Annotated in this window: 22 protein-coding genes; 6 read left to right on the forward strand and 16 right to left on the reverse strand. The window is 46.7% G+C overall.

Going from position 1 to position 24747, the window contains the following annotated elements; translation table 11 throughout:
• Positions 1–140 precede the first annotated feature (140 nt).
• The 10 genes from ACMUEV_RS08120 to ACMUEV_RS08165 form a co-directional block, all read right to left on the reverse strand.
• Entirely contained in the window at positions 141–1859 is a 1719-nt protein-coding gene (locus ACMUEV_RS08120; protein WP_017289609.1) for an ABC-F family ATP-binding cassette domain-containing protein, read from the reverse strand.
• A 64-nt stretch (positions 1860–1923) separates the two neighbouring features.
• Positions 1924–2271, reverse strand: coding sequence for a DUF952 domain-containing protein (locus tag ACMUEV_RS08125; protein ID WP_190650533.1), 348 nt, complete (start codon positions 2269–2271; stop codon positions 1924–1926).
• Positions 2253–2402 (reverse strand): hypothetical protein, encoded by a 150-nt coding sequence (locus ACMUEV_RS08130; RefSeq protein WP_017289607.1) that lies wholly within the window; start codon positions 2400–2402, stop codon positions 2253–2255. The genes ACMUEV_RS08125 and ACMUEV_RS08130 overlap by 19 nt, the downstream gene beginning before the upstream one ends.
• Positions 2403–2532: 130 nt before the next feature.
• The gene (locus tag ACMUEV_RS08135) at positions 2533–2724 is read right to left on the reverse strand and encodes a hypothetical protein (protein WP_017289606.1); all 192 of its coding nucleotides are present in this window, start codon (positions 2722–2724) and stop codon (positions 2533–2535) included.
• A 185-nt stretch (positions 2725–2909) separates the two neighbouring features.
• Positions 2910–3353: an ATP-binding protein gene (locus tag ACMUEV_RS08140; RefSeq protein ID WP_017289605.1), complete on the reverse strand. Its 444-nt coding sequence runs from the start codon at positions 3351–3353 to the stop codon at positions 2910–2912.
• Between the two features lie 296 nt (positions 3354–3649).
• Positions 3650–4249 carry a J domain-containing protein gene (locus ACMUEV_RS08145; RefSeq protein WP_190650535.1) on the reverse strand — a complete coding sequence of 200 codons (600 nt, stop codon included), beginning with the start codon at positions 4247–4249 and terminating at the stop codon, positions 3650–3652.
• Between the two features lie 133 nt (positions 4250–4382).
• Positions 4383–4976: an ATP-dependent Clp protease proteolytic subunit gene (locus ACMUEV_RS08150; RefSeq protein WP_017289602.1), complete on the reverse strand. Its 594-nt coding sequence runs from the start codon at positions 4974–4976 to the stop codon at positions 4383–4385.
• Between the two features lie 19 nt (positions 4977–4995).
• Entirely contained in the window at positions 4996–5622 is a 627-nt protein-coding gene (locus ACMUEV_RS08155; protein WP_036044782.1) for an ATP-dependent Clp protease proteolytic subunit, read from the reverse strand.
• 86 nt (positions 5623–5708) lie between these two features.
• On the reverse strand, positions 5709–6395 hold the full coding sequence (locus tag ACMUEV_RS08160; protein WP_017289600.1) for an ATP-dependent Clp protease proteolytic subunit: 687 nt from the start codon (positions 6393–6395) through the stop codon (positions 5709–5711).
• A 284-nt stretch (positions 6396–6679) separates the two neighbouring features.
• The gene (locus ACMUEV_RS08165; RefSeq protein WP_017289599.1) at positions 6680–8251 is read right to left on the reverse strand and encodes a bifunctional pantoate--beta-alanine ligase/(d)CMP kinase; all 1572 of its coding nucleotides are present in this window, start codon (positions 8249–8251) and stop codon (positions 6680–6682) included.
• A 149-nt stretch (positions 8252–8400) separates the two neighbouring features.
• Here ACMUEV_RS08165 and ACMUEV_RS08170 point away from each other — a divergent pair, with 149 nt between their 5' ends.
• Positions 8401–8991, forward strand: a complete 591-nt coding sequence (locus ACMUEV_RS08170; RefSeq protein WP_017289598.1) for a transcriptional regulator — start codon at positions 8401–8403, stop codon at positions 8989–8991.
• A gap of 5 nt (positions 8992–8996) precedes the next feature.
• On the opposite strand, the gene ACMUEV_RS08175 is transcribed toward ACMUEV_RS08170, so the two are convergent.
• Positions 8997–9470 (reverse strand): VOC family protein, encoded by a 474-nt coding sequence (locus ACMUEV_RS08175; protein WP_242044346.1) that lies wholly within the window; start codon positions 9468–9470, stop codon positions 8997–8999.
• Positions 9471–9506: 36 nt separating this feature from the next.
• Positions 9507–11669 carry an AAA family ATPase gene (locus tag ACMUEV_RS08180; protein ID WP_190650537.1) on the reverse strand — a complete coding sequence of 721 codons (2163 nt, stop codon included), beginning with the start codon at positions 11667–11669 and terminating at the stop codon, positions 9507–9509.
• Positions 11670–12381: 712 nt separating this feature from the next.
• Between ACMUEV_RS08180 and ACMUEV_RS08185 the strand changes: the two genes are divergently transcribed.
• Both ACMUEV_RS08185 and ACMUEV_RS08190 read left to right on the forward strand, forming a co-directional pair.
• Positions 12382–14610 (forward strand): SulP family inorganic anion transporter, encoded by a 2229-nt coding sequence (locus tag ACMUEV_RS08185; RefSeq protein ID WP_190650539.1) that lies wholly within the window; start codon positions 12382–12384, stop codon positions 14608–14610.
• 40 nt (positions 14611–14650) lie between these two features.
• Complete coding sequence (locus ACMUEV_RS08190; protein ID WP_190650541.1) at positions 14651–16132, forward strand: phenylacetate--CoA ligase family protein; 1482 nt, start codon at positions 14651–14653, stop codon at positions 16130–16132.
• Here the strand turns inward: ACMUEV_RS08190 and ACMUEV_RS08195 are convergent.
• Positions 16108–16722, reverse strand: a complete 615-nt coding sequence (locus ACMUEV_RS08195) for an esterase/lipase family protein (protein ID WP_190650543.1) — start codon at positions 16720–16722, stop codon at positions 16108–16110. The two genes, ACMUEV_RS08190 and ACMUEV_RS08195, sit on opposite strands and share 25 nt — an antisense overlap.
• Before the next feature lie 93 nt (positions 16723–16815).
• Between ACMUEV_RS08195 and ACMUEV_RS08200 the strand changes: the two genes are divergently transcribed.
• Positions 16816–17670 (forward strand): lysophospholipid acyltransferase family protein, encoded by an 855-nt coding sequence (locus ACMUEV_RS08200; protein ID WP_190650545.1) that lies wholly within the window; start codon positions 16816–16818, stop codon positions 17668–17670.
• Between the two features lie 458 nt (positions 17671–18128).
• Here ACMUEV_RS08200 and ACMUEV_RS08205 read toward each other — a convergent pair whose 3' ends face one another.
• From ACMUEV_RS08205 to ACMUEV_RS08215, 3 genes are all read right to left on the reverse strand, one after another.
• Complete coding sequence (locus ACMUEV_RS08205; protein ID WP_190650547.1) at positions 18129–21023, reverse strand: tetratricopeptide repeat protein; 2895 nt, start codon at positions 21021–21023, stop codon at positions 18129–18131.
• 120 nt (positions 21024–21143) lie between these two features.
• Positions 21144–21446, reverse strand: coding sequence for a type II toxin-antitoxin system RelE/ParE family toxin (locus tag ACMUEV_RS08210; protein WP_190650549.1), 303 nt, complete (start codon positions 21444–21446; stop codon positions 21144–21146).
• Positions 21443–21697: a type II toxin-antitoxin system ParD family antitoxin gene (locus ACMUEV_RS08215; RefSeq protein ID WP_190650552.1), complete on the reverse strand. Its 255-nt coding sequence runs from the start codon at positions 21695–21697 to the stop codon at positions 21443–21445. Before ACMUEV_RS08215 ends, ACMUEV_RS08210 begins: the two co-directional genes overlap by 4 nt.
• A 38-nt stretch (positions 21698–21735) precedes the next feature.
• Here ACMUEV_RS08215 and ACMUEV_RS08220 point away from each other — a divergent pair, with 38 nt between their 5' ends.
• Entirely contained in the window at positions 21736–22101 is a 366-nt protein-coding gene (locus ACMUEV_RS08220; RefSeq protein ID WP_199329435.1) for a hypothetical protein, read from the forward strand.
• Positions 22102–22150: 49 nt separating this feature from the next.
• Complete coding sequence (locus tag ACMUEV_RS08225) at positions 22151–24682, forward strand: sigma 54-interacting transcriptional regulator (RefSeq protein WP_190650554.1); 2532 nt, start codon at positions 22151–22153, stop codon at positions 24680–24682.
• Positions 24683–24747: the final 65 nt, after the last annotated feature.

Raw genomic sequence — 24747 nt, forward strand, 5'->3', positions numbered from 1 at the left:
CTTAACAAGTTGATTTACTTCTTAAATCTTGCTAGGAAAACTACTCAGAAGAATCAACGATTTGCGATCAAGTCAAAGATTGATCACAAATCGTTTTCTCGAATTCTAATGCTTTGAATCTTAGCGGTTTTTTCTGGAAATTACGCGCTTCTTTGAGCTTTTTTCGTTTTTTCTTTTTCTTTCTGCTTCGCGCGTTTTTCGGCAGCTTTCGCTTCTTTTTCAGCCTCGATCGCGGTTAATCTGGCTTTCTCTTTCTCCTCAGCGATTTTATCCAGGTAGTAGTGGTAATCTCCCCGGTACAAGCGGAGTTCGCCGTCTCGAATCTCGACGATTTTGTTGGCAGTTCGAGAGATAAAGTAGCGATCGTGCGACACGATGACGACACTGCCATCGTAATTTTGAATCGCTTCTTCTAACATTTCTTTGGCAGGAATATCTAAATGATTCGTTGGCTCATCCAGAATCAGCAAATTAGCGGGTTGAAGCAGCATTTTTGCTAATGCCAACCGCGCTTTTTCTCCTCCGCTGAGTGATTCTACCTTCTTGAAAACGGTATCACCACTAAACAGAAATCGCCCTAAATGTGTGCGAACTTCCTCATTTTTCCAATCTGGGACTTCATCGTGAATTGTATCGGCGACGGTTTTATTCAAATCCAGTGCTTCCGCCTGATTTTGCTCAAAATAACTGGGGATCACGTTGTGATCCCCTAACTTAATGGTGCCTTCGACTGCCTGTTCACTTCCGGTCATGAGGTGCAGCAGGGTTGATTTTCCAGCTCCGTTGGGTCCGAGAATGGCAATATGATCCCCACGTTCAATCAGCAACTCTGCGCCTAAGAACAGAATTTTGTCGCCATACATATGCGTGAGATCTTCAATGATCACCACTTCGCGTCCGCTTCGGGGTGCGGGCGGGAATCGAAAATGCAGCGTTCTCACATCAGAATCGGGCGCTTCGATCCGCTCAATTTTATCGAGTTGTTTTTCGCGGCTCTTTGCCTGCGTGCTTCGAGTCGCACTGGCACGGAAGCGATCGACAAATGCCTGTTGTTTCTCCAATTCTTTCTGCTGCCGCTCAAATGCGCTCATTTGTGCGTCTCGCTGTTCCTGCTTCTGCTGCAAGTAAGCGGAGTAATTGCCGAGATACGTGGTCGATACACCGCGCTCAGTTTCCACAATTTGGGTGCAGAGTCGATCAAGAAATTCTCGGTCGTGAGACACAATCACCATTGGAGTAGAAAGGTCTTTGAGATAGTTTTCTAACCATTCGATCGTTTCTAAGTCCAAATGGTTCGTCGGCTCGTCAAGGAGTAAGAGATCAGGCGATTGAAGGAGAATCTTGCCCAAACTCATCCGCATCTGCCATCCGCCACTGAAAGCGCTGACCAAACGATCTCCATCATCAGAATCAAATCCCATTTCGGGCAAAATTTTCTCAATCCGAGTTTCTAGCCCATACCCATCCATCGCCTCGAATTGCCGCTGCAGCCGATCCATTTTGTTCAGCAACTTGTCTAACTCTTCTGGCGTTGCGGATTCCATCGCCACATGCACTTTAGATAGCGCTTCATGCACCTCGTTTGCCTCTTTGAAGGCACGCCAAAATTCTTCCCGGACAGTGCGCGTGGGATCGACTTCAAATTCTTGCGTCAAGTAGGCTATATGCAGACTCGCAGGACGAATCACTTCACCATCGGTGGGTTCAATTTCGCCTGCAATGATTTTGAGCTGCGTCGATTTGCCTGCGCCATTCACACCGACTAACCCGATGCGATCGCCCGGTTTGACTTCCCAGTTAATGTCTTTTAGGACTTCGCCAGTGGGATAGATCTTACTAACGTGTTCGAGGCGCAACATAAAAAACTCCAGGGTTAGGCAAGTTTTAAAATCTTAACAAAACCTAACCACTTCGGATTTTTAGTTACAGATTATTTGGGAGCGAAAATGTCCCGTCTGCATGGGGTGGAAAGTCGAGAATTTTGACGATCGCATCTGCATTCAATTCGCCATAGATATGCGGAAAAGTTCCAACGCCTTCAACTGCTTCATATCGAATCTCTGAATTCACCTTTTGAGGATCAATGCAGAGTAAAACGAGGTCACGCTGTCCTGCGTAAAACTGATTGGCAACCCAAATCACCTGATCCTGAGTTGAACAGTGAATAAACCCTTCCGTATCCAAAGAATCAGCGCGATAAACTCCGGTTCGCTGTGCAATTTCGGCGCGATCGCGAGTCGTAATGTGCAAAATCAATTGATCGATCCCCATTCTCGCATCGGAAATGAGAAGAGAGCATGAAAGAGTGGGCTAGATGTTTCTTTAGGTTTAGGCATACCAATCCCAGCGAGCAGTGCTAAGAGTACTGTGATGGCGATCGCCTGGAGAAGCTTCTCTAACATCTCAAACCTCACTCAATCAATTTTCAGGCAAGGATGATCGGGTAGGCATCCTTGATAAGATCTTACTTAAGATTGATGCAAATGCCTACATCCTTTAGGATCCTATCAACTTAGCCTCTAAACTTAGCGTCTAGTTGAGTGTTGTCTGTGCCTGAAGTTTTTTTTCCTTGATCCCGCAGAATGCTCCTGCTACAGGTCTCGGTGCTTGAAGATGGGGCAACGTTGGAGGAGATGCGATCGCACTCGCAATCGGTTGGGTCAACAATGTAATCAGACACGAACAACCTGCCAACAAAAATAGCTCTAACCGTTTCGTTTTCATTGCACTTAAATAATCCGCGATCGGGCAATCTGCTCTGCCAAGATAGCAAAAAAATACCGCAATGACTCGTCTACATTGCAGAAGTCGAAACGTACAGACAATTCTAGGAATGCTAAAGAACCCAGATCAAAAGGCCTAAAGAGTTATTTCTGACAGAATTCAATTGACGTAAAAGAACATTAGTACTAAACTACTAAAGGCAAGCGAGCAGAATTCCGAATTTGCTTACAGAGTCGCAATTCCGTTCCTTCTTCGTTCCATTCAACTTGGTCAAAAACCTGATATAAGATATACAATCCCCGCCCTGATTCACCTTCGTAGCAAGGGAGTTGACCTTCAACTTCTTCTTCACAACAGCAGACCGGAGCATCAAAACCGCATCCCTGATCTGAAATGATCCACCAATACTCATCAGCGACCATTGAAAACTGAATTAGAACTTTTTTGCCAGGATCAAGGCAATTCCCGTGTTTTGCGGCATTGACAAGAGCTTCTTGGAGTCCTAACCGCACCTCAGCCCGCCAGCGGCTAGGAACTTTTGAGAGGAGAAGATCCAAAATCGGAATCAGATACAGCGTCGATGGGAAGCTGACTGTGTTCCAATTGCGCCCAACCGGACGAGGAGACATCGCAATCACTCAGAAAACCCCGTTGCTTTCAAATGGATCAACATACCGATCATTCAGCAATCGCACCTGGGAACGTTTGGTTACTTCTAAAAACCGAGTCAGAAATGATTGAAGAACCGTGAAGTTTTTATCTACCTTTACTGCCAATCTGTTAAATGTGAAAGTCTTGGCAACGAGTTATATAAAGTCGAAAATTTATATGAAACTACGCAGAGCAAGCTTGCTCAATGTAGCCTTCTACATTCATCCTATACCAAAATACGCGCCTCGGAGTACGTTTTTTGGCTGAATTGCAGCTAGCGCCGTCGATAAATTTTTTCTTCAAGACGACGAAAGTCTTGTTCGATTTCTGCCCAAAGTCTGCGATTGTGGGGATCAGTACGGAGCGCCTTTTTCAAATAATTCCGGGCTTTTTCATAATCGCGATCTTGAATCAGATGTTGTCCCCAACGGTGATAAGTGATCGCTTGCCATTGTCGAACATCGGGGTGATCAGGAAAGCGTTGCGCTAATCCTTCTGCTAAAGCAATTGCGCGCGGGAATTTCTTTTGTTTGAATAAGTCTTGCAGTTGCTCATAGGACGACTGTAGAAGATGGCGATCGACCAATGAGAGTTCTGGCGCATCGGGATTCTGTGCGACTTTATGAACTTTGACTTTGATTTCTGCGGGTTCTGCTGCAACAGGGGGATCTTGGGGTGACACTTCAGCAGGCAGAATGCTCAGCAAAAATTGATATGCCTCAGTGATGCGGATGAAGCGTTCTTTTGCGCGATCGTCATTTGGATTCAGATCAGGATGCAGTTGACGGGCGAGCCGACGATAAGCAGTTTTGATGTCTTCGTAGGTCGCTCCTGCCCTCAATCCTAAGAGTCGATAAGAATCAGCAATGTTCATGAATACAAAAAAGGGCAGAACTATTTGCATTCTGCCACTTGTTTTTGAATTTGGTGTATCGCAGATTTGACGAATCGTGCTGAATCATTCACTCTAGCGAACAAAATTTGCTAGAGCACACTGCAAATCATCATTAAACGGTTTCGATCACGCGATCGATTAATCCATATTCTTTTGCTTCAGCAGCAGACATGAAATAATCGCGATCGGTATCCCGCTCAATCTTCTCCAGCGGTTGACCTGTACGCTCAGCCAGCATTTCATTCAGTTGCCGACGCATCCGAATGATTTCTCTCGCTTCGATTTCGATGTCGGTTGCTTGCTGACGACCGGTTCCCCCTAACGGCTGGTGAATCATGATCCGGGTGTGCGGTAGTGCAACCCGTTTGCCTTTGCTGCCAGCGGCAAGTAAGAATGCACCCATTGAGGCTGCTAGACCCACACAAATGGTGATCACTTCAGATTTGATGTGCTGCATGGTGTCGTAGATCGCCATCCCTGCTGTGACAGAGCCACCGGGGGAATTGATATACAACTGAATCGGTTTCGTCGGATCTTCAGAGTCGAGGTAGAGCATGATCGCCACGATTTGGTTAGCGATATTGTCATCTACGTCTTGGCTCAAGAAAATGATGCGCTCTAAGCTTAAGCGCTGATAGATATCGATCCATTGCTCATAGGAGCTACCTGGCAAACGATACGGGACTTTGGGAGTTCCAATTGGCATAGGACAGTCTCTTGGGTAATTAAACTAAAGCGGGAATTTGCTTGGGTAACTCTTTGGGGCTTTCCAGAACTCGATCGATGAGTCCGTAGTCTTTTGCTTCTTGAGCAGTGAGATAGAATCTGCGATCGAGATCTTTGGTCAGTTTCTCAACCGATTGCCCCGTATTCATCGAGAGAATTTCGAGGAACGTTGCGCGATCGGCAAGTACCTTTTTCGCATCCACTTGAATGTCTGTGGCTTGACCGCGCGATCGCCCGTATTGCGGAGACAGCACAATTTCAGCGTTCGGCAAACTCAGCCTTGAGCCTTTTGTACCGGACGACAATAACAAGACGGCGCTACTCGCTGCCATTCCCATACAAATCGTATGAACGGGTGCTTTGATGTATTGCATCGTGTCGTAGATTGCCATACTCGCCGCGAGCGACGAGACTCCTCCAAAGGCTTCACCAGGAGAGTTGATGTAGAGATAAATGGGTTTGGTTGCGTCTTCTGAATTGAGATACAGCAAGAGTGCAACGATCCCATTGGCGTTGTTGTCGTCGATTTCGTCATCGAGGAAAATGATTCGCTCGAATGCCATGCGGGTGTAAATGTCCACCCACTGCACCATTTGACTGCCGGGGAGGCGGTAAGGAACTTGCATAGGGCAAAAGAAGTAGAAGGTGGGGAGTGGGGAGTGGGGGAGTGGGGAATCCGTTTAAATTCTCCCCATTCCCCTATTCCTCGAAATTATGTCAAGGCAGCAACAGGTTTGGGTAATTCCTTGGTGCTTTCGAGAACCCGATCGATTAGCCCATACTCTTTTGCTTCTTGCGGAGTTAGATAGAAGGTGCGATCGGTGTCTTTGATGATTTTCTCGATCGACTGTCCGGTGTTCTTAGAAAGAATGTCCAGGATTGCCGCGCGGTTGTCGAGGACTTCTTTTGCTCGAATTTGAATATCTGTCGCTTGTCCGCGTGTGCCCGATTTGGGTTGATTGAGCACGATCGTGGCATGAGGAAGACTAGCTCGGAAGCCTTTGGTTCCGGCAGAGAGAATCATTGCCGCCGTTCCGACTGCTTGACCGATGCAGATTGTGTGAACGGGAGGTTTGATGTAATTAATCGTGTCACAGACTGCAAACGCTTCGGTTTCAAACCCAATCGTTTCTCCTTGCCACGAGGTTCCGGTGGAGTTGATATAGAAGAAAATCGGTTTTTCGGGATCGTCGAATTGCAGATATAAGAGCTGTGCGATGATCAGACGAGTGTAGTCTTGGTTGGGGTTTCTGCGATATTCATCGATCGAGTGCAGAGGTCCACCGAGATATACAATGCGCTCTTTCAGCATCAGAGATGCGAGGTCTGGAGGGGGCGTGCGATAAGACGCATCGCCATAGTAAGTCGAGGACTGAACAGCCTTAATCGGTGATTCCATAGCAGCTTGCCTGAAACAATTGCCTAAAGTGGCGGTTTATTCATGGTAGCGCGTGAGACGAGGAATAATGCAGTCACCGGAGGATGGGAATCCCGAAATCGCTGAAAGTTCCCGAAATTGCTGAAAGTTAACGAGACGAAGAGACGCTAAATGTAAAACAGGTTTGCGCCCGTAGTTTGTTCGAGCATAGAAGATTCAGAATCATTCTGCAAAAAATTCCCTCTACTTTTTCTGGCAAATTCTGCGGCAGAGAAAGTAGAGGGAATGCCATTAGATTTCTAACATTAGATTTCTAAGGAGTCTAAGCTGAGAGAAGCAGTCTTCTCTTGATACAGGCTGACGATCGTATTCAGCACATCCGCCACACTCATTGCATCGGATTGAATCTCGATCGCATCTGATGCCTTTCTCAAAGGTGAAATTGTGCGAGTGCTATCTTTGCGATCGCGCTCAAAAATCGCCTGCTCTAAATCTGCGAGATTCGCCGCAGGTTGACCCATACTTTTGAGATCAAGCTGTCTGCGTCGCGCCCGTTCCTGAATTGAAGCTGTCAGATAAATTTTGACTTCTGCATCTGGAAAAACATGCGTTCCGATGTCACGCCCATCTACTACGATGCCGCCGCGCCGACCATAACTTTGCTGCTGTTTGACCAATGCCTCACGCACGGCTGCCTGCGCCGCGATCGTCGAAACATGCGCCGTCACTTCCGGAGTCCGAATTGCTTGGGTTACATCCTGTCCATTCACCAATACAACTGGAATTGCCGTATCGGTTTGAAAATCGATCTCACACTGATGCGCCAACTCAGCAACGGCTGGTTCATCGCGCAAATCGACTCCAGCTTCGAGTACAAACCAGGTTAACGCCCGATACATTGCGCCTGTATCGAGATAAAACAGTCCCAATTGTTTCGCTACGCTGCGTGCTACGGTCGATTTGCCTGCACCTGCTGGTCCATCGATCGCAATAATAGGACGACGATCGCGCAAGATTGTGTTGTCGATCAGGCGGGTCGAACCCAGGCGCGCCGCCAATGCCAGCAAGCCCTCATCAGTTACGGTGTCTAAAGATTTCAGCGTCATCGGATCTACAAGTTCGATATACTCCGGTTGCAGTGACGGGACTTTTTCGAGTTCCTGTTTAACTGCCTGCACTAAGGTAGCACTTACACGCTCCCCAGATCGAAATAGTTTTTCAGCTTGTGACAATCCTCGATAAAGCGCGCTTGCCTTTATTCTTTCTTCATCACTAAGATATTGGTTCCGGGAACTCAGCGCTAAACCGCTTGGTTCGCGGACAATCGGGCAAGGCACGATCGTAACGGGCAGATTCAAATCTCGAACGACTTGTTGAAGAATGGCAAGCTGTTGGGCATCTTTCTGACCAAAATAAGCGCGATCGGGTTGGACTAAATTAAAGAATTTTGTCACAATCGTCGCTACCCCTTCAAAGTGCCCAGGACGCACGACACCACACAACCCGGACATCATTTCAGCGGGAGGTTGAACCCGAGTTTGGATCGGGGGAACTGTCGCCATTTCAGCGACGGTGGGCGCAAATATGACATCGACTCCGGCTTGTTCGCACAAGGCACGATCTCGCTCCAGAGTTCGAGGATACCGTCCAAAGTCTTCGTTCACGCCAAACTGCAATGGATTGACGAAAATGCTGACAACAACGATTTGATTTTCTTGACGTGCGCGCTCAATTAAGCTCAGATGCCCGGTGTGGAGTGCACCCATTGTGGGGACGAACCCGATCGTCGATTCTGCTGAATCCGTCGCCACGGGCTGTTTTTTCTGTACCGATTTTAGATAGCACCGCAATCCCGCAACGGTCGTGAACAAGCGCACAAGTCCTCCTGAACTCTGTCGATGACAAATCTATTTAAGTTTAGTGAATCTCCGCACTTTTTCGCGAGCTTCTAAAAGTTTGCAAACACAAGGAGGAGAGCGACTTAAAATTTGCTAAAGTGTAAACCTTTCTTAGAATAGACCCCTCTATGTTATTGAACGAGAAGCAGCAGCGAATCTTGTCGATTATTGATGCCGGACATACAACAGGCGAGGGGATTGCAGATGAGATCGGGTCTTCGATGCAGATGATTCGCTATTACTTGGATACGCTGGCTGAAGATGGCTATCTCAAGGTGGCGAAGGTTTACGATAATGCGACACGCGAGTTCCAAGTGGTACGCGCGTATTTAACCGACAAAGGCAAGGCGGCACTGGTCAAGGTGGCTCCAGATGCAGTAGTGCAGACGATCGAGCAGACCGTAGCTCCGACCGCATCGAATGAGATGGAGTTGATTATTCAGGCGTTAGACCGAGTCCAGCCGATTGTGGAGGCGTTGCCGAGCGATCGTGCGGAGATTGCTTGTGTGTATCTAGAAGATTTGCAGAATGAGATGAAAGTGGCATACCGTCGAAAGCCACAGCGGATTAAGGCGTATTTTTTAGCGTTGTTGGGGACGGCATTGCCTGCGATTCAGCAAACGGGAAGGGCTGATGCCTTTGTTGAGGATGCACGATTTTTAGCAGATAAGTTCGGGGTAACGGTGAAGTTACCAGAGAATGTTGGGGATTTGAGTTGAGCGAGTTACGGTTGGCGATCGCAGCGAATTTCTAACATAAATCCATCGGGATCGTAAAAATAAATTCCGCGTCCGGTTGGGCGAGAAACAGGTCCGTGATCGATGAGCACGTTGTAATGATGGAGCACTTCAACGGCTCGATCGAATAATTCGGGCGCAATATCAAATGCAAAATGATTCATTCGAGTAAATTGCTGTTTCGGGTCAGAATCGGGTGGCGATAGTTCTGGCTCCCAAAATAAATCGATAATCGTTCCGTCGGGGGTTTTGAAATTGGCAATTTTTCCTGCTTCCACTTCCGCCTTTAACGTCTCAGGCACTTCTGCCCCGGTCAGTTCGTGCAGTCCTAAAACCGTGCCATAAAAATGCCGCGCGACTTGTAAATCTTTTACGTTCAACGCGAGATGATGAACTTCCCGCAGACAGCCCGCGAGTGAAACAGTGGAAGGTTGAGGAGTAGAGAGCATCGCGAATTCCATTGCTTTTACTTTCGCTCTGATTCTATCAAACTCACATCAAGGACGCTTTTTCGCTTGCAGCCATAACGTACTGCTTTTCCACTTCACCGTTTGATTGAGCAAGCGAGTTGAGAAAAGCTGTTGAATCTGCGCTACTTCCGCAGGCTTCAAGGATTGCGCTAAGTGTTCAGCATAGGTGAGTTGCTCAGAACCGGATGTGAACCAACGATCGAAAAGCGATCGCGATAAATACACTTCAGTTTGGGTCTGCTCAGTCTGCACTTCAACCTCAAACCCTGCTTGCTCAAAATTAGCTTGCAACGTTTCAATTGACCAATTCAGTTTTGGATCGTCTGGATTCAGATAAATTGCTTCTTCGGCTTGTTGCCAGCGATCGTATAGTTTCGGCTTCAACCAGAGTCGATCAGCAAGTTGATACAACCGTTGGGCAGCCCTTGGCATCGATTCTGCTAAAACAATTTGACCATGAGATTCAAGTAATGCAGACAAAGCTGCAATCGCGCTAACTTTATCCGATTCCGCATAGAGTGCATTGCGCCCGATGATGCGATCGAACTTCAGAGGTTGAGATAACGCTTGAACAAGAATCGGGCGAGAGAGTTCGGGTAAGGATTGTATTTGTTCATTAAGAGCTGCGAACTCTTTTTCGGTTCCTACATGGCCATATACTCCTCCTTCAGGAACTTGGCGAACTGCCTCCCAAAGTAATAATCCACTGCCTGCATTCAAATCGAGAACGAGATGATGACGTTGAAGATGTGCTAGTGCAAAAATGCGATCGCGTACAGTTCCCAATCTTTCTCCGACTTGGCTCAGCGATCGAGCTAGCCATCGATCTAAGCTCGAATTCTTCGGACTCGTCGTCAGTCTTTCCCCAATTCCTTCGACAAAAGCTGCCAGTTGTGCTTCGCGATCGCGCTGGACTTTATCTCGAATCGTTGCTTCAAAGCCTTGATCTGAAGGTTGATAAAAGACTTGCCCTTGCAGGCTACTGGGTAAGTATTGCTGTGCGACCCAATGTTCGCGATATGAGTGTGGATAGAGATAGTTCGCACCATGTCCAAAGCCTTCTTTATCTCGATTCGGATCTCTCAAATGCAGAGGGACATCTGATTCACGTTCTCGTTCTACTGCTGACAGCGCATCAAAGAAGCCCATCACGCTGTTTGATTTTGGTGCATTTGCTAGATAGAGGGCTGCTTGAGCTAACGGATAGCGCCCTTCTGGCATTCCCACTCGATCGAATGCCTCTGCACAAGCATTGACTGTGACAACTGCATTCGGATCTGCTAAGCCCACATCTTCACTCGCTAAAATCAACATACGGCGCAAGATAAATCGCGGATCTTCTCCGGCATAAATCATTCGAGCTAACCAATACAGCGCAGCATCCGGATCAGAACCGCGCAAGCTTTTAATGAAAGCACTAATCGTATCGAAATGGGCATCGCCTTCTTTGTCGTAAAGCACGGCTCGTTGCTGAATGGATTCTTCAGCAATGGCAACCGTGATGTGAATGATACCTTGCTGATTCGGTGGGGTAGTTTCAACTGCAAGCTCTAAAGCATTGAGCAATGATCGAGCATCGCCATTCGCAATGTTAACCAGATGAGCGATCGCATCGGCATCTATCTGAATCTTCAGGCTTCCATATCCTCGCTCCGAATCGTGAAGGGTCTGTTCAACAACTTGCTTTAGATCTTCTGAAGCAAGCGGTTTTAGTTGAAAAAGACGAGATCGACTAACTAAAGCTTTATTCACCTCAAAATAGGGATTTTCGGTTGTTGCACCGATGAGGATAACTGTTCCATTTTCAACCCAAGGCAGCAATGCATCTTGCTGAGCTTTGTTGAATCGATGAACTTCATCAACGAATAAAATTGTGCGTTGATTGAAGGTTTTGCGACGTTCTTGCGCAGTTGCAATGGCATCGCGAATATCTTTAATCCCGGCAAGAACAGCATTAATCGCAATAAAGTGAGCTTGCGTTGTGTTCGCAATAATTTGAGCAAGCGTCGTCTTTCCAGTGCCAGGAGGTCCGTAAAAAATCAGCGATGACAATTGATCAGCTTGAATTGCACGACGGAGTAAGCGTCCTTGACCCACGATCGCAGTTTGTCCAACAAATTCATCGATCGTTCTTGGACGCATTCTTGCAGCAAGCGGTGCGGCGGAATCACGCTGATCAAATAAGTTCACGAGTTCAAAGCCCTCACTACATTTTTAACCAATGCAAACACAGGTTCTCTCAAGATTCAGTGTTGCAAACCCTGATCATAACGACATCAGGAGCGTTTGAAGTCGAAAACACAACATCAGCGAACAAATTCAAATTGTTCCCTGAGATACAATTAAACCCTTTAAAAGCAGATTTACTTTAGTAGGGTTTATATTCAAGGAAAATATACTTGTACTAAGTTCCTAAGCACGACTTTATCCATATAGTCGCCAAGCTTTCGTGCGTAGTGATTGAGTTTTGCCTATTCTCTTAGACTTTTTGCCAGATCACTTTCGGCAATTCCAGAACCAGCAATCCGGCTTCATTCAACAGATAGTACGAAAGCATTGCTGTTTGATGATCCCGAGAATCAGCCCAGCAGTGAGACTTGCAATCACAGGTGTACCCTTGGCTTCCTGTTTTGAAGACGAAAGCATTGTTTGACCTCTTTCGCATTGGGCTAGAAATCGAGCAGTTGACAACTGACTAAGTTCAAGTTAGCCGATCGATTCCGTAGTAAATTGGAGGAAATAATGATGTTATGATCCTTCCACGACAACCAAATTGTAGAGTAGAGAGCAGTTGAAGACTAGTATTCATGGCTCAAACCCTTATAGATTGTGACGCTCAACAGTCTATTCGTCAGGAAGGCTTGACGAGCCTATCAAGTTCAGATCCTTCTCTCAGTTTGTCGTGAACTTTCAAGACAAAGCTTCTCTGATGATTTCTAAATACTTTAACCGCTCCGTCCAGTCGCCTGTTTTTCCGAACATTCTGGCAGGGCTAATTTCTGGGTTAGTGTGTGTTACGTATAGTCTATCCTTCGCAGCGCTGATTTTCTCTGGTAGTCTGAGCACTCATCTGTCTGCTGGCATTTATAGTGCTCTGATTAGTGCCACGATCGTTGGGATTGCAGTTGCGCTGAAGAGTTCTTTTACCTGCGCGATCGCAGGTCCAGATTCTAATACCTCTGCCATTCTCGCCCTGATGGCAAGCGCAATTGCATCTCAGTTAAGCAATGCACCCAGTCTTTTACCAACTGTCTGGACAATGCTGGTGATCAGTTCTATTGTGTCTGGTATTTTCTTAATCGGACTGAACTATTTACAGCTAGGACAATTTGTTCGCTTTATTCCTTACCCTGTGATTGGCGGATTCCTCGCTGGAGCGGGTTGGCTGATCATTCGCGGTGGATTTGTTGTCACGACTGGGATAGCTTTAGAATTTGAAAATTTTAGCGCCTTATTTCACTTGAGCCATTTGCTTCATTGGCTATCTGCTGCGGGATTTGCGCTGCTGCTCAAACTCGTTCTTAGTCGGTATAACCACTATCTTGTCGTTCCTGCATTTTTGCTTGCAGGATTTGTGCTGACCTATCTCGTGCTGGGAAGTATGGGAATTTCTTTAGAACAAGCAAGAGCTGAAGATTGGTTATTTTCAGCGTCCAGCATCAACCAGCAGGAGTCTTTTACTGGATTGCCGAGTGTGTTGCAGATTGATTGGCGGGTTTTGTGGAAGGAGATTCCCAGCCTACTCGCAATGATGTGCGTCCTGGCACTTTCAACACTGCTGAATGCTACAGGATTAGAACTCATCAGCCAACAAGACATTGATATCAATCGAGAACTGAAAACCTGTGGCGTTGCGAACTTAGCAGCCGGAATTGGAGGCGGAATAGTCGGCTTTCTGTCTTTTAATCGCAGTGTTTTGAATCGTTCTGCCGGGGCGACTGGTCGATTATCAGGCATCGTTGCTAGCCTGTTTTGCGCTGCATTTCTGTTTTTAGGAACTGAGGTGATTGCCTTTGTTCCGAAGCCACTGTTGGGAGGACTCCTGTTCTATATTGGTCTCAACTCCTTGATTGAATGGCTCTACAACGCTCGGAAGAGATTACCGACGATCGAGTACACGCTGATTATCTTGATTTTGGTGATTATTGCTGGATCAGGTTTTCTGCAAGGAGTCGGGGCTGGACTTGTGATTGCCTGTCTCATCTTTGCTGTGAACTATAGCCGTACGCCTTTAATCCATTCTGAGATGTTTGGCAACAATCGCCCTAGTAATTTTGAGAGATCGTTTCAACAACAGCGAATTCTGCGTCAGCAAGGGCAGCAAATTTATATCTTATGTCTTCGCGGATATATCTTTTTTGGCACATCGAATACATTCCTCAACCATGTGCGAGATGTCTTGGCACGCGCGAAAACGCCCATTCGTTATCTCGTCTTTGATTTTCACCTGATTAATGGATTGGATTCATCTGCTGTTTCTAGCTTTGTCAAACTCCGCCGCTTTGCCCAGCAACAAGATTTACATTTAGTCTTTACGCATCTTCCGCCTGAACTTGAGCGGCAATTCATTCAGAATGATTGTTTGAAAGTCGAAGATGATCCGATCTGTCGTCGATTTCCTGACCTCGATCGAGGAATTGAGTGGTGCGAAGAACAGATTCTCAAAGCAATTCAATTGAGAAGAAGGCGATTTCTGCCTCTGACTCTGCAAATCCCAGAGCTTTTGATGCTTTCAAAGGAAGAGACTCGGCAATTTATGAGCTATCTTGAGCCACTTCAGATCCCAGAAAATCACATCTTATTTACCCCAGGAGCAGCAGCAGACACGCTGTATTTTTTAGAGAATGGTCAGATGAGCCTCTTGAGCCAGTCTACCTCTGGAGAACCTAAACGGGTGCGGACTTTGAGTTCTGGTACGGTGCTAGGAGAAGTTGAGTTTTATCAAGATAGTGTTCGCTTGGTGAGCGCGATCGCAGATAAAGGAAGCAGTCTATATTGTCTTTCCAAACAAAACTTACAAGCGATGCAGAAAAATCATCCTCAGCTAGCGGCTGCATTCCACCAATTCATTGCTCATCTTTTGGCAGAGCGTCTATTTTCATCGACCCATTCCAATGTTGAGCAACAGTAGCGATTCAATCTTACCTATGGACTCTTCACCATCACAATCAATGCTTTCCTCGCTTCAATCCTTTCTCACAACTCCGCTGAGCGATCGGCTTCGCTCGACTCCAGGCGAAGCAGAAACAGAGGCTGTTCGACTGTTTCAGACGGTTGCAGCTCATGTCCCGGCTTATCGATCGTTTTTGCAAGAACACAACATCGATCCAGCATCGATTCAAACTTTTGCTGATTTTCAGACCCTTCCACTCACAACTAAATCTTCTTACCTCAAACGTTATTCACTGGCTCAACTTTGCCGCAATGGCAAGTTAGAAGTTTGTGATATGATTGCAGTCTCTTCTGGCTCAACTGGACAGCCGAGCTTTTTTCCTCGATCGCTCTCAGATGAATTTCAAATTGCTACTCGATTTGAACAGATTTTTCACGATAGCTTTCAAGCCGATCAGAAACGTACACTCGCGATCGTATGTTTTGCGCTAGGAACTTGGGTCGGAGGAATGTTTACTGCAAGCTGCTGTCGGCATGTTGCAAGTAAAGGCTATCCGATCACCGTGATTACTCCTGGCAATCAAAAGGCTGAGATTTTTCGAGTGCTAGAAGCGCTAGCACCGGAATTTGAGCAAGTTGTTTTACTCGGATATCCGCCCTTTCTCAAAGATGTGATTGATAGTGGCATTGCTCAGGGAGTTCCCTGGCAGAACTATCACATCAAATGGGTATCGGCGGGGGAAGTGTTTAGTGAAGCTTGGCGATCGCTGGTTGGGCAACGGATTGGCTCGACGAATATTAACTATGATTCTGCGAGCTTGTATGGAACTGCGGATGCAGGTGTGCTAGGAAATGAAACGCCTTTGAGTATTTGTATTCGTCGGTGGCTAGCAGACCATCCCGATGCTGCTCGTGAATTGTTTGGGGAATCTCGTTTACCGACTTTAGTTCAGTATGATCCGTTGAGCCGATTTTTTGAAGTCCAAGATGGAACATTGTTGTTTTCTGGCGATAGTGGACTGCCGCTGATTCGCTACCACATTGCAGATAATGGAGGAGTGCTCACATACGAGCAAATGATCGAGTTTCTCGCAGCACAAGGATTTGATCCGATTCAGGAACTTCAAGGCGATCGAGGCATACATCCCCTGCCATTTGTCTATGTTTTTGGTCGATCGGCATTTACTGTGTCTTACTTTGGAGCAAATGTCTATCCGGAGAATGTCAGTGTCGGACTCGAACAATCTCCGATTTGTGATTGGGTCACCGGTAAGTTTGTCATGCAAGTGAAAGAGGATGACGATCGTAATTCTATTTTCTCGATCGTCGTAGAGCTAGCAGCCAACGTTAGTGCAAGTGAAGAGAAGCAACAAACGATCTCGATCGCAATTTTGCAGCAGTTACAACGGCTGAATAGTGAATTTGAGAACTATGTTCCTCAAGCCTATCAACTTCCTCAAATCACCCTAAAAACAACAGGTGATCCAGAGTATTTTCCTCCCGGTGTGAAGCATCGTTATACACGCCCATCGAATGCTTGAACCACGGTTTCTTGAATGCGTTGATCGTTCATCATAAACGTGTGATACACCGGGAAAGTAATCACGCGATCGCGGCTCGACAGATAGGTTTCATTCAATGCCACAATGCCATCGTTCACATCTGTTCCAAAGGGACTCCATGCTCCTCTAAGACCGCTGGTTCCGGCAATGATGGTATAGGACGACGTGAGCGGAGGCAATTTGTCAAAAAAGGCTGGATCTGCGAGATTTGCGCCACACTGACCTGTCCACCATTGAAACAGAGGAATCTGATTGGCGAAGGTTGCAAGCCGAGGCTGACGATTGGGAGTTCCGAGCATCACAATCTGTTTGGGCAAGGCTGAGCGGATTTTTCCCAATGCCGATCGCGTTAACAATCCACCGAGCGAGTGCGCGACAATTCCGTAAGGTTCTCGATCCGCGATCGCATCTAACCGAGTTCGCAGACGTTCAACGATTTGATCATAGGATTCTAGAACAGCAGCGTAAGCAAACTGTTCTGTTGTCCATCCCGCCTGTTGTAACCGCCGTTCTAAAGTGAGTAGAGAAAACGGGCTGCGCGACAGCCCATGAATCAAAAGTAGTTTCATCCCAATTGAGGTTTCAATTTCTTACAAGTGACCTAATGGTTTATCCTGCTCTCTAGGATTATATTTGCTTCTCAACCCGTCGTAATCAGCAACATGGTTTTACAGTCCCATTCGTCTAGGGAACCCGGATGGTCATTAGATCTCCGTAATCCACAAGTCATTCAATCGCTCGTCCCGATATTTGGATGGTTTTACGAGCATTACTTTCGGGTTCAGACGAGCGGTTGGGAACTGATTCCCACTGAAGAGCCTGTTTTGATTGTCGGTTCGCACAATGGCGGCATGGCAGCACCAGACATGATCATGATGATGTATGACTGGTTTCAACGATTTGGCTACGATCGCCGAATTTATGGATTGATGCACCCGCAGATGTGGAACGTATTACCGCCACCTTTGACAAAATTAGCGGCTGAAGTGGGTGCGGTTCAGGCTCATCCTAAGATGGCGATCGCGGCTTTGCGGAGTGGTGCGAATGTGCTGGTCTATCCGGGTGGCCCGTATGATGTTTTTCGTCCACATCGATTACGCGATCGCATTTGTTTAGAGGAGAACCGAGCATTTATTAAGCTTGCTTTGCGAGAGAAGGTGGCGATCGTTCCTGCGATTTCTTGGGGTGCTCACGATACGCTGATTGTTCTCGAAGATTACTATGCGCTCGTGAAGCAACTACATCGCTGGGGAATGCCTTGGCTGTTTGGGATTGATCCGATCGTGTTTCCGATTTATCTGGGATTGCCTTGGGGTTTAGCGATCGGCCCACTGCCGAACATTCCTTTTCCAATACAGATTCATACTCAAGTTTGCGCTCCGATTCGATTTGAACGATATGGACGAGATGCTGCAAACGATCACGCTTATGTGGAAGCGTGTTATCAGCAGGTGCGTCTGCAAATGCAAAAGGATCTCGATCGTTTAATCGAATCGACGACTTCAACACATCGTTGAGGCAACTTATCTATTGGTTACTTTCCTCTTGCTCATGATTGATCAGCAATCTTAGGGGGGAATTACTTGCGATCTCTTGATGATGAGGTTCACGATCACGCTGTTTCGATCCTAAGTTGAATGATTCTCTGTTTTGGTGGCTCCGTTCAGTCAAAATGATGCACCATTCTGTCTCAGAGATGGAATGTTTTGATTTTGAGTCGGAACGTTTTATGTTTTTGGATGAACGATCGCACTTTTTGTAGAAGTGTTCTATCTTTTTCTCAAAACATTCACCAGTAAAGATAGAACGCCCACACTTTGAGATGGAATTTTGAGCAAAAAAGATAGAACTTCCACACTTTTTGTATGAAAATTCGTTACTCAAGATAGAACGATCGCACTTTGAGATGGAATTTTCATATTTTTTGGTAGAACGATCGTATTTCAGATAGGAATGTTCTCATTTGAAAGCAAAATCAAGGAGAGTTGGAAGAGTTCAATTGCATTTTCTCCTGCAACAATTCAAGATTTCGGATGTAAATTTGCGTGTTGGGATGGTCGATTCCTAAAGCTTTCTTGGCAATTTCTATCGATCGTACATAGAGCGGTTCTGCTTCGCTGTAGCGTCCTTGCAAGTCGTACAGTGCTGCCAGATTATTTAGACTGCTTGCTGTAGCCGGATGCGCTTCCCCTAATTGTTGCTCATGAATTGAAAGCGATCGTACATAGAGCGGTTCTGCTTCGCTGTAGCGTCCTTGCAAGTCGTACAGTGCTGCCAGATTATTTAGACTGCTTGCTGTAGCCGGATGCGCCTCCCCTAATTGTTGTTCTCGTATTGAAAGCGATCGTACTAAAAGCAGTTCTGCTTCGCTGTAGCGTCCTTGCGATTTGTACAGTCCTGCCAGATTATTCAAACTCTGCGCTGTATCCAGATGCATCTCCCCTAATTGTTGCTCTCGTATTGAAAGCGATCGTACATAGAGCAGTTCTGCTTCGCTATAGCGTCCTTGCGATTTGTACAGTGCTGCCAGATTATTCAAACCTCTTGCTGTAGCCGGATGCGCTTCCCCTAATTGTTGCTCATAAATTGAAAGCGATCGTATATAGAGTGGTTCTGCTTTGCCATATTCACCCTTCTGATGAAGTGCATATCCAAGATTATTCAATCTCAAAGCCGTTTCAACTGTATTCTCAAACTCTCCGACTTGAACACTCGCGTTATATCGCTGTGCAAACCTCTCTGCCACATCATATTCCCCTATCTTCCGACAAACTGCCCTCAAAAATCGCAAGAGGTTCAGCACTTGCGGATGATCCATTCCCAAAACTTCCTCGCCCAACTCCAACGCAGCACTCAATTCTTCATAAGCCGCCTGAAGCTTCCGCCCACCCATCCGCAAATACACAAACCCCAACATCCCCCGGCTTACAATCACCTCCGGGTGTCGGTCTCCCAATGCCTCTATTCCCAGTTCAATCGTCTCCTGACACAACCGCAACGCCTCATCCAATCGATCATGTCGCAACATCAGATTCGCCTGCGTCTGCATCAGCTTGATCACCCGCAACGTCGATCGCTCCTCTAACCCCGAATAAATCCACAACGCCTGCCGATTCAGTTCGATCGCTCTCGCTAACTCATTTCGTCGATCGAACACCTGCGCCAACAGATCCAACGTCTCCACAACCTCCGAAGACTCCTCACCAAATAGCGCCATTCTCAACCGCTTCGATCGCTCTGCCGCATTCCCCGCATCAAACGTATTCTCACTCTGCAAATACGCCCGTCCCAGATAAAACTCCACCGTCGCACTCTCCGCAGATTCCGCCTTTTGCAACGCTGCCCAACTTGATCTCGCCTGCTCCAAAGTCTCGATCGCGTTCTCCGTCTGTCCTAATTCCACCTGGGACATTCCGAACCGCATCAATGCGATCGCGCCCAACTCTGCCGATAACTGCGATCCCATCTGTGCCGTTTGCTGAATCAAAGCGATCGCTTCCGTATGCCGAGACTCCGCCTGTAATGCAACAATTTGCTCCAGCGTCCAACCTGCTACAACTTCAGGATCAATCCCTCGCAAGCCGTGATAAACCGACTCAACCAATCGCCCTAAATCTGCTTGTTTAGAGTGTTGCGATCGCTCAAATTCATACAACCACTGATGAATCAATTTCTGCTCTGGCAAGGTCGATCGCGCCTGCAAATGTTGGCTCACCAAAGGATACAACCGCCAAAGCTGATCTTCTAGCTCCTCGACAAACGGCGATGCCAAAATCTGCTTCAACCTCGCTTCAACCTCACCCAAGTCACGATCCTGCACGATCGCACTCACCAATTCCACATCCCAAGTCCGCGCAAATGCTAACACCTTGAGAATTTCCGCCTCAGCCGCATCCCATCCCTGCACCAACTGCTGCAACACTTCTTCTCGCGATCGCGCCTCACTCTGCGGAAACTGCCGATACATCTCAACCCGCAATTTGAGATCCGCTGGAATTCCTTTTGATGCGATCGCAATCTGCCCTGCAATCACCTCATCTTCGATTCCAAATCCTTCCAGCCATTTCAAACTCTCTTCATACGTCAACGGCTCGATTTTTACCTGTTGAGCAGCCATGAATCCTGAGATCTCCTGCTTCGCAAATAGCACCCAAAGCACCGCAGGATTCTCAACTGCCAGCATTTCCTCCAACCACAAACATCGTCCATTCTGATCCAGCAAATCCTCATAGCCATCGATCAGAATTGTAACTTTTCGCCCCTGATCTTCAAGCTGCGATCGCAACGTCTGCATCAAAAGCTTAGGCAACAGTTCCAAAAATTCGTAAGCTTCTGCACAATCATTCAACTGCTGCAAAACTTCCTTCTGCCGTCCCGGATTTTCCATAAACCGCAGCGCAAACCAAGCCAGCTTACTCATCGTTCCGGCGAATGGAACCTGTTTCTCTAAATCTTGTGCAACTGCTCCCAATAAATCGCCAAGCGTACTGATAATATCTCCGACATCAGTTCGCCCTTGTCGATCGCTGGGATCATATGCTTGTCCTGGACGCGACCAATTCAAGTAATAAGCATACGCCCATCCAAAATCTCTCAACTCAAGTCCATCTCGCGCCAACTCGCAAAACAGCAACTCTAGCGATCTTTCCATACTCAAATCATTGTGTCGCTTCATTGCACTGCCATTCAGCACCACACACTGATCCCGATACGCTTTTTCCAGAAATCTCATCAACTCGGTCTTGCCAAGTCCATCTTCGCCATGAAACACCAGAATATTTTGTGCCGCTGCTCCTACCTGCTCAAACGATCGTGCAAACTGCTGCTCATACTTTTTCCGAGCAAGTCTCACAGTCAAACCTGTCTGCATCTCCAACTCCCCAAAACCGCAATCAATACATACCGTACTGACTTCCTTCTTCGAGGGTATAAAATCTTTTTCCTGAATTAGCCCAATGCTTTCTTAAAGTTTGTTATCGATCGCTCAAACTCACTCTTCCAATTGTCCAAAAATTGCCTCAATATCCCGCCGCCCATCAATTACTCTGGCAATCTCAATCCCATCCGGCAGTGGGTAATAAAACACACAATAGCTATCTACAACAAATCCTCGAAGGTCTGGCGCAAGCTCCTCATAACGCTTTCCCATATTTGGAAAACCCGCCACCAACTTACATTTTTGTCGAATGCGATCAAAAAGCCGAGAAGCCACAGCAGCATTAACCAGAGTCAGCCCATCACAAATCTCTTCAAGATCTCGAATTGCATCAGGTGAAAACGTATAGTGGCTCATGATTCCGAAGAGGACTGTTGCTGGATTCTAGCTTGCAGTCGCTCAAAAACCGCTTCCCCATCAACTCCCTCACCATTTCTCAATTGCTCAGTTCCAGATTGAATCTTCTGACGCAGATCAGTCAATCGCTTTTCTCGTTCAGCAAAAACTTCCAGGGCAGCGTTGATGACCTCTTCAGCACTCGCAAACCTGCCTGTTTGAATTTGCGTCTGAATAAATCTTTCATTATCAGGGTTGAGAGTCATATTCATGGCTTGAATTCTCACGATAGTCTAATGATAAGTTCTCGATGATCATTGAACTCTTCGCACCATTGAACAACATCTATTTCATGCTGGATCTCTTTGACTTAATCCACAATATCGAAAAACGTCCCGCCATGTATCTCGGACAGCTGGACATTACCCATCTCAGCGCCTTTCTTTCAGGCTATTTCTTCGCCCGTCGCCAATCTGGAATCCCCGAAACTCTGCAAGAACAGCAGTTTGCCGAATTCCAAGCCTGGGTCGAACAAAAATTTAACGTTACTTACAGCCAGCCCTGGGAAAAAATCATTCGCTTCTTCTCCCCAGACGAAACCGCTTCGCTCCAACAATTCTTTATCCTATTCAACGAATTCACCGAATCTCAAACCGCAAAGGAGATCGCTTCCTAAAGTCGTTCTATGCTGGATTGAAGCGTTTAATACAATCCAGGTGAATCACATGGATACTTCAGAGCGAATCGAATGGCTACAATCGAGAACAGAATTCGCAAGATTGAGTGAAAAAGCGCTAAGTGCGATCGCTCAAGCCATCCAAGAACAGCAAATTCAAGAAAATCGTCGCATCGGACTCGAAGATACTCAGCCCAACGCCCTTTACATTCTTTACAACGGGCATCTAGAGAGCTATCGCACCAGTAAAGCCAGTGCCGCCAAAGCAACTAGTCTTCTTCCAGGCGCGATCGTCTATCTCAAAGAATTGCTCTTAGATGAAGCCGCAGAAGAAACCGTAATTACCCTGGATGATTGCACGCTTTGGACAATTCCACGCGAAGAATTTATTGCGATCACTCAACAATTTTCCGAACTGGGGCAAGCCATTTCGCGACAATTGGCAACCCAACTCGAACAAGCCGAAGCAGAACTCGCATACGAGCGAGAAAAACAGATCGCATTGCGACCTTACCTTGTGCCGAAAGTAAAACGCGGCATTGTTGGCACAAGCCGATATGCAACCCGACTGCGACAGGAAATTAAAAAGGCATCCAGCGATCGCGGTTCGGTGCTGATTTTCGGAGAACCGGGACTGGAAAAAGATAATTCCGCCGCATTGATTCATTTTGGTTCCAGCGATCGTAAAGAACCTTTGATCAAAATCAATTGCAACACCATGCAACCGAATGGGGCTGAGCTTTTTGGACGAGTGGGCAAACCTGGATTGCTCGATTGGATTGGGCGCGGCACACTCATGCTGAACAATCTCGAAGACATCTCACCCGAATTTGAAGAAAAGCTCGTACAACTGCTCAAAACCGGGCAATTTACCCCGATCGCGCGCGAAGGAGAACCCGGACCGGAACCGCGATCGTATGAAGCGCGGTTGATCATGACTTCAGAAAAAGTCCTGCCGCAACTTGAGAAATGCAAACTGATTACGCATGTGATCAAAGTCCCACCCTTGCGCGTCAGAAAATCAGACATTGCACTGCAAGCAGATTACTACCTGAGTTTACTAACAAAATCGCGAGGCATCGCAAAACCCAAAATTACTCCAGAAGCATTGCGCCGACTTCAAGGTTATGACTTTCCAGGCAATTATGTAGAGTTAGAAAACTTACTCAACCGAGCCATTACCCAAGCCGAAGGCAGAGAACTTACCGAAGAAGTCTTCTGGTCAGCCGGAGATAAAAATCGACGCTTTCGAGTCAACCTGCTCAACGCTTATCCAAAACTCCGCCAGTTTCTCAGAAGTTCTTGGTGGCCAGATCGGATTAACTATGGGTTTACTTTGGGAGTGTTTGCAGTCGTAGTTGTTGTGCTATTTGCTGCTCCGCAAACGCGCGATCGCAACTTTGCTTTAAATCTGTTTTGGGCATGGTGGTGGATGCTGATTCTCATCTCCTTCCCCTTTGTCGGCAGGCTTTGGTGTGCAATCTGTCCATTTATGATTTATGGAGAACTCGCACAAAAAATCTCGCTCTGGCTCTTTCCCCGTAAGCTTCAACCTTGGGCAAGACAATCTGCCGAAAAGTGGGGGGGATGGTTTTTGTTCGGACTGTTCACCCTGATTTTGCTATGGGAAGAACTCTGGAACTTAGAAAACACAGCTTACTTATCTGGATGTCTATTACTTTTGATCACAGCCGGAGCCGTGATCTTTTCAGTGCTATTTGAGCGGCGATTTTGGTGTCGATATCTTTGCCCGATCGGTGGCATGAATGGTCTATTTGCAAAGCTTTCTATGATTGAACTCAGAGCGCAACAAGGCATCTGTTCCGCAACTTGCACAACTTACCAATGCTACAAAGGCGGTCCTCAAAAAGGCGAAGGCATGGAAACTGGAGGCTGTCCGATCTATTCACACCCCGCCCAACTGCAAGACAACAAAGACTGTGTATTGTGTATGACTTGCCTCAAAGCCTGTCCGCATCGATCTGTCGAACTTAACCTTCGTCCACCTGGAATCGAGCTATGGACAACACATCATCCGTCTTATTCGGAAGTGTGCTTACTATTTCTTCTCTTTGGAGCCGTTTTTTTACATCGCCTGCCTCAAGTTGAACAACTTTTCGGCATCAATCTACACTTAGACCACTTTGGGATTCATACGATCGTTTCAATGCTTGCTCTGATGTTTCCCGCAGCAATTTCACTGCTCTTTCACCAAATTCTGCGATTGTTAAATCGGCGATCGCGTCCGTTTCTCGAACTTGCCTATGGCTATCTGCCACTGGTTCTGGGCGTGAGTCTAGCGCATTACTTACATCTAGGCTTAACCGAAGCTGGACAAATTTTACCCGTCACCGCAGCAACTTTTGGAGGAAACGCAGAACTGATTGCAACATTACCGATCGCAGTTGCTCATCCTGCTGTGATTGAATTTTTACAAGCAGTAACACTCATTGGATCATTTTGGTGCAGCGTATTTTTAACCCAAAAGATTGCGCGACAACCCATTCAAAACTTACTGCCTCAACATTTTGCACTGGTGATTCTTGGTTCGGGATTGTGGAAGTTAATTATTGTTTCCTAGATCATTCTGACGGGATCATCTCTGATCGAATAAGACTATACAGTTTATGTCTTTAGATGGGTTGC

This window comes from Leptolyngbya sp. FACHB-1624 (genome assembly GCF_047649235.1).
GTDB classification, from domain to species: Bacteria; Cyanobacteriota; Cyanobacteriia; order Leptolyngbyales; family Leptolyngbyaceae; genus Leptolyngbya; species Leptolyngbya boryana.

Bases quoted from the DNA above. Each gene is read 5' to 3' on its own strand.
- ACMUEV_RS08120 (WP_017289609.1), bottom strand. From the start codon at position 1,859: ATGTTGCGCCTCGAACACGTTAGTAAGATCTATCCCACTGGCGAAGTC.
- ACMUEV_RS08125 (WP_190650533.1), bottom strand. From the start codon at position 2,271: ATGGGGATCGATCAATTGATTTTGCACATTACGACTCGCGATCGCGCC.
- ACMUEV_RS08130 (WP_017289607.1), bottom strand. From the start codon at position 2,402: ATGTTAGAGAAGCTTCTCCAGGCGATCGCCATCACAGTACTCTTAGCA.
- ACMUEV_RS08135 (WP_017289606.1), bottom strand. From the start codon at position 2,724: ATGAAAACGAAACGGTTAGAGCTATTTTTGTTGGCAGGTTGTTCGTGT.
- ACMUEV_RS08140 (WP_017289605.1), bottom strand. From the start codon at position 3,353: ATGTCTCCTCGTCCGGTTGGGCGCAATTGGAACACAGTCAGCTTCCCA.
- ACMUEV_RS08145 (WP_190650535.1), bottom strand. From the start codon at position 4,249: ATGAACATTGCTGATTCTTATCGACTCTTAGGATTGAGGGCAGGAGCG.
- ACMUEV_RS08150 (WP_017289602.1), bottom strand. From the start codon at position 4,976: ATGCCAATTGGAACTCCCAAAGTCCCGTATCGTTTGCCAGGTAGCTCC.
- ACMUEV_RS08155 (WP_036044782.1), bottom strand. From the start codon at position 5,622: ATGCAAGTTCCTTACCGCCTCCCCGGCAGTCAAATGGTGCAGTGGGTG.
- ACMUEV_RS08160 (WP_017289600.1), bottom strand. From the start codon at position 6,395: ATGGAATCACCGATTAAGGCTGTTCAGTCCTCGACTTACTATGGCGAT.
- ACMUEV_RS08170 (WP_017289598.1), top strand. From the start codon at position 8,401: ATGTTATTGAACGAGAAGCAGCAGCGAATCTTGTCGATTATTGATGCC.
- ACMUEV_RS08175 (WP_242044346.1), bottom strand. From the start codon at position 9,470: ATGGAATTCGCGATGCTCTCTACTCCTCAACCTTCCACTGTTTCACTC.
- ACMUEV_RS08190 (WP_190650541.1), top strand. From the start codon at position 14,651: ATGCTTTCCTCGCTTCAATCCTTTCTCACAACTCCGCTGAGCGATCGG.
- ACMUEV_RS08195 (WP_190650543.1), bottom strand. From the start codon at position 16,722: ATGAAACTACTTTTGATTCATGGGCTGTCGCGCAGCCCGTTTTCTCTA.
- ACMUEV_RS08200 (WP_190650545.1), top strand. From the start codon at position 16,816: ATGGTTTTACAGTCCCATTCGTCTAGGGAACCCGGATGGTCATTAGAT.
- ACMUEV_RS08205 (WP_190650547.1), bottom strand. From the start codon at position 21,023: ATGCAGACAGGTTTGACTGTGAGACTTGCTCGGAAAAAGTATGAGCAG.
- ACMUEV_RS08210 (WP_190650549.1), bottom strand. From the start codon at position 21,446: ATGAGCCACTATACGTTTTCACCTGATGCAATTCGAGATCTTGAAGAG.
- ACMUEV_RS08215 (WP_190650552.1), bottom strand. From the start codon at position 21,697: ATGAATATGACTCTCAACCCTGATAATGAAAGATTTATTCAGACGCAA.
- ACMUEV_RS08220 (WP_199329435.1), top strand. From the start codon at position 21,736: ATGATCATTGAACTCTTCGCACCATTGAACAACATCTATTTCATGCTG.
- ACMUEV_RS08225 (WP_190650554.1), top strand. From the start codon at position 22,151: ATGGATACTTCAGAGCGAATCGAATGGCTACAATCGAGAACAGAATTC.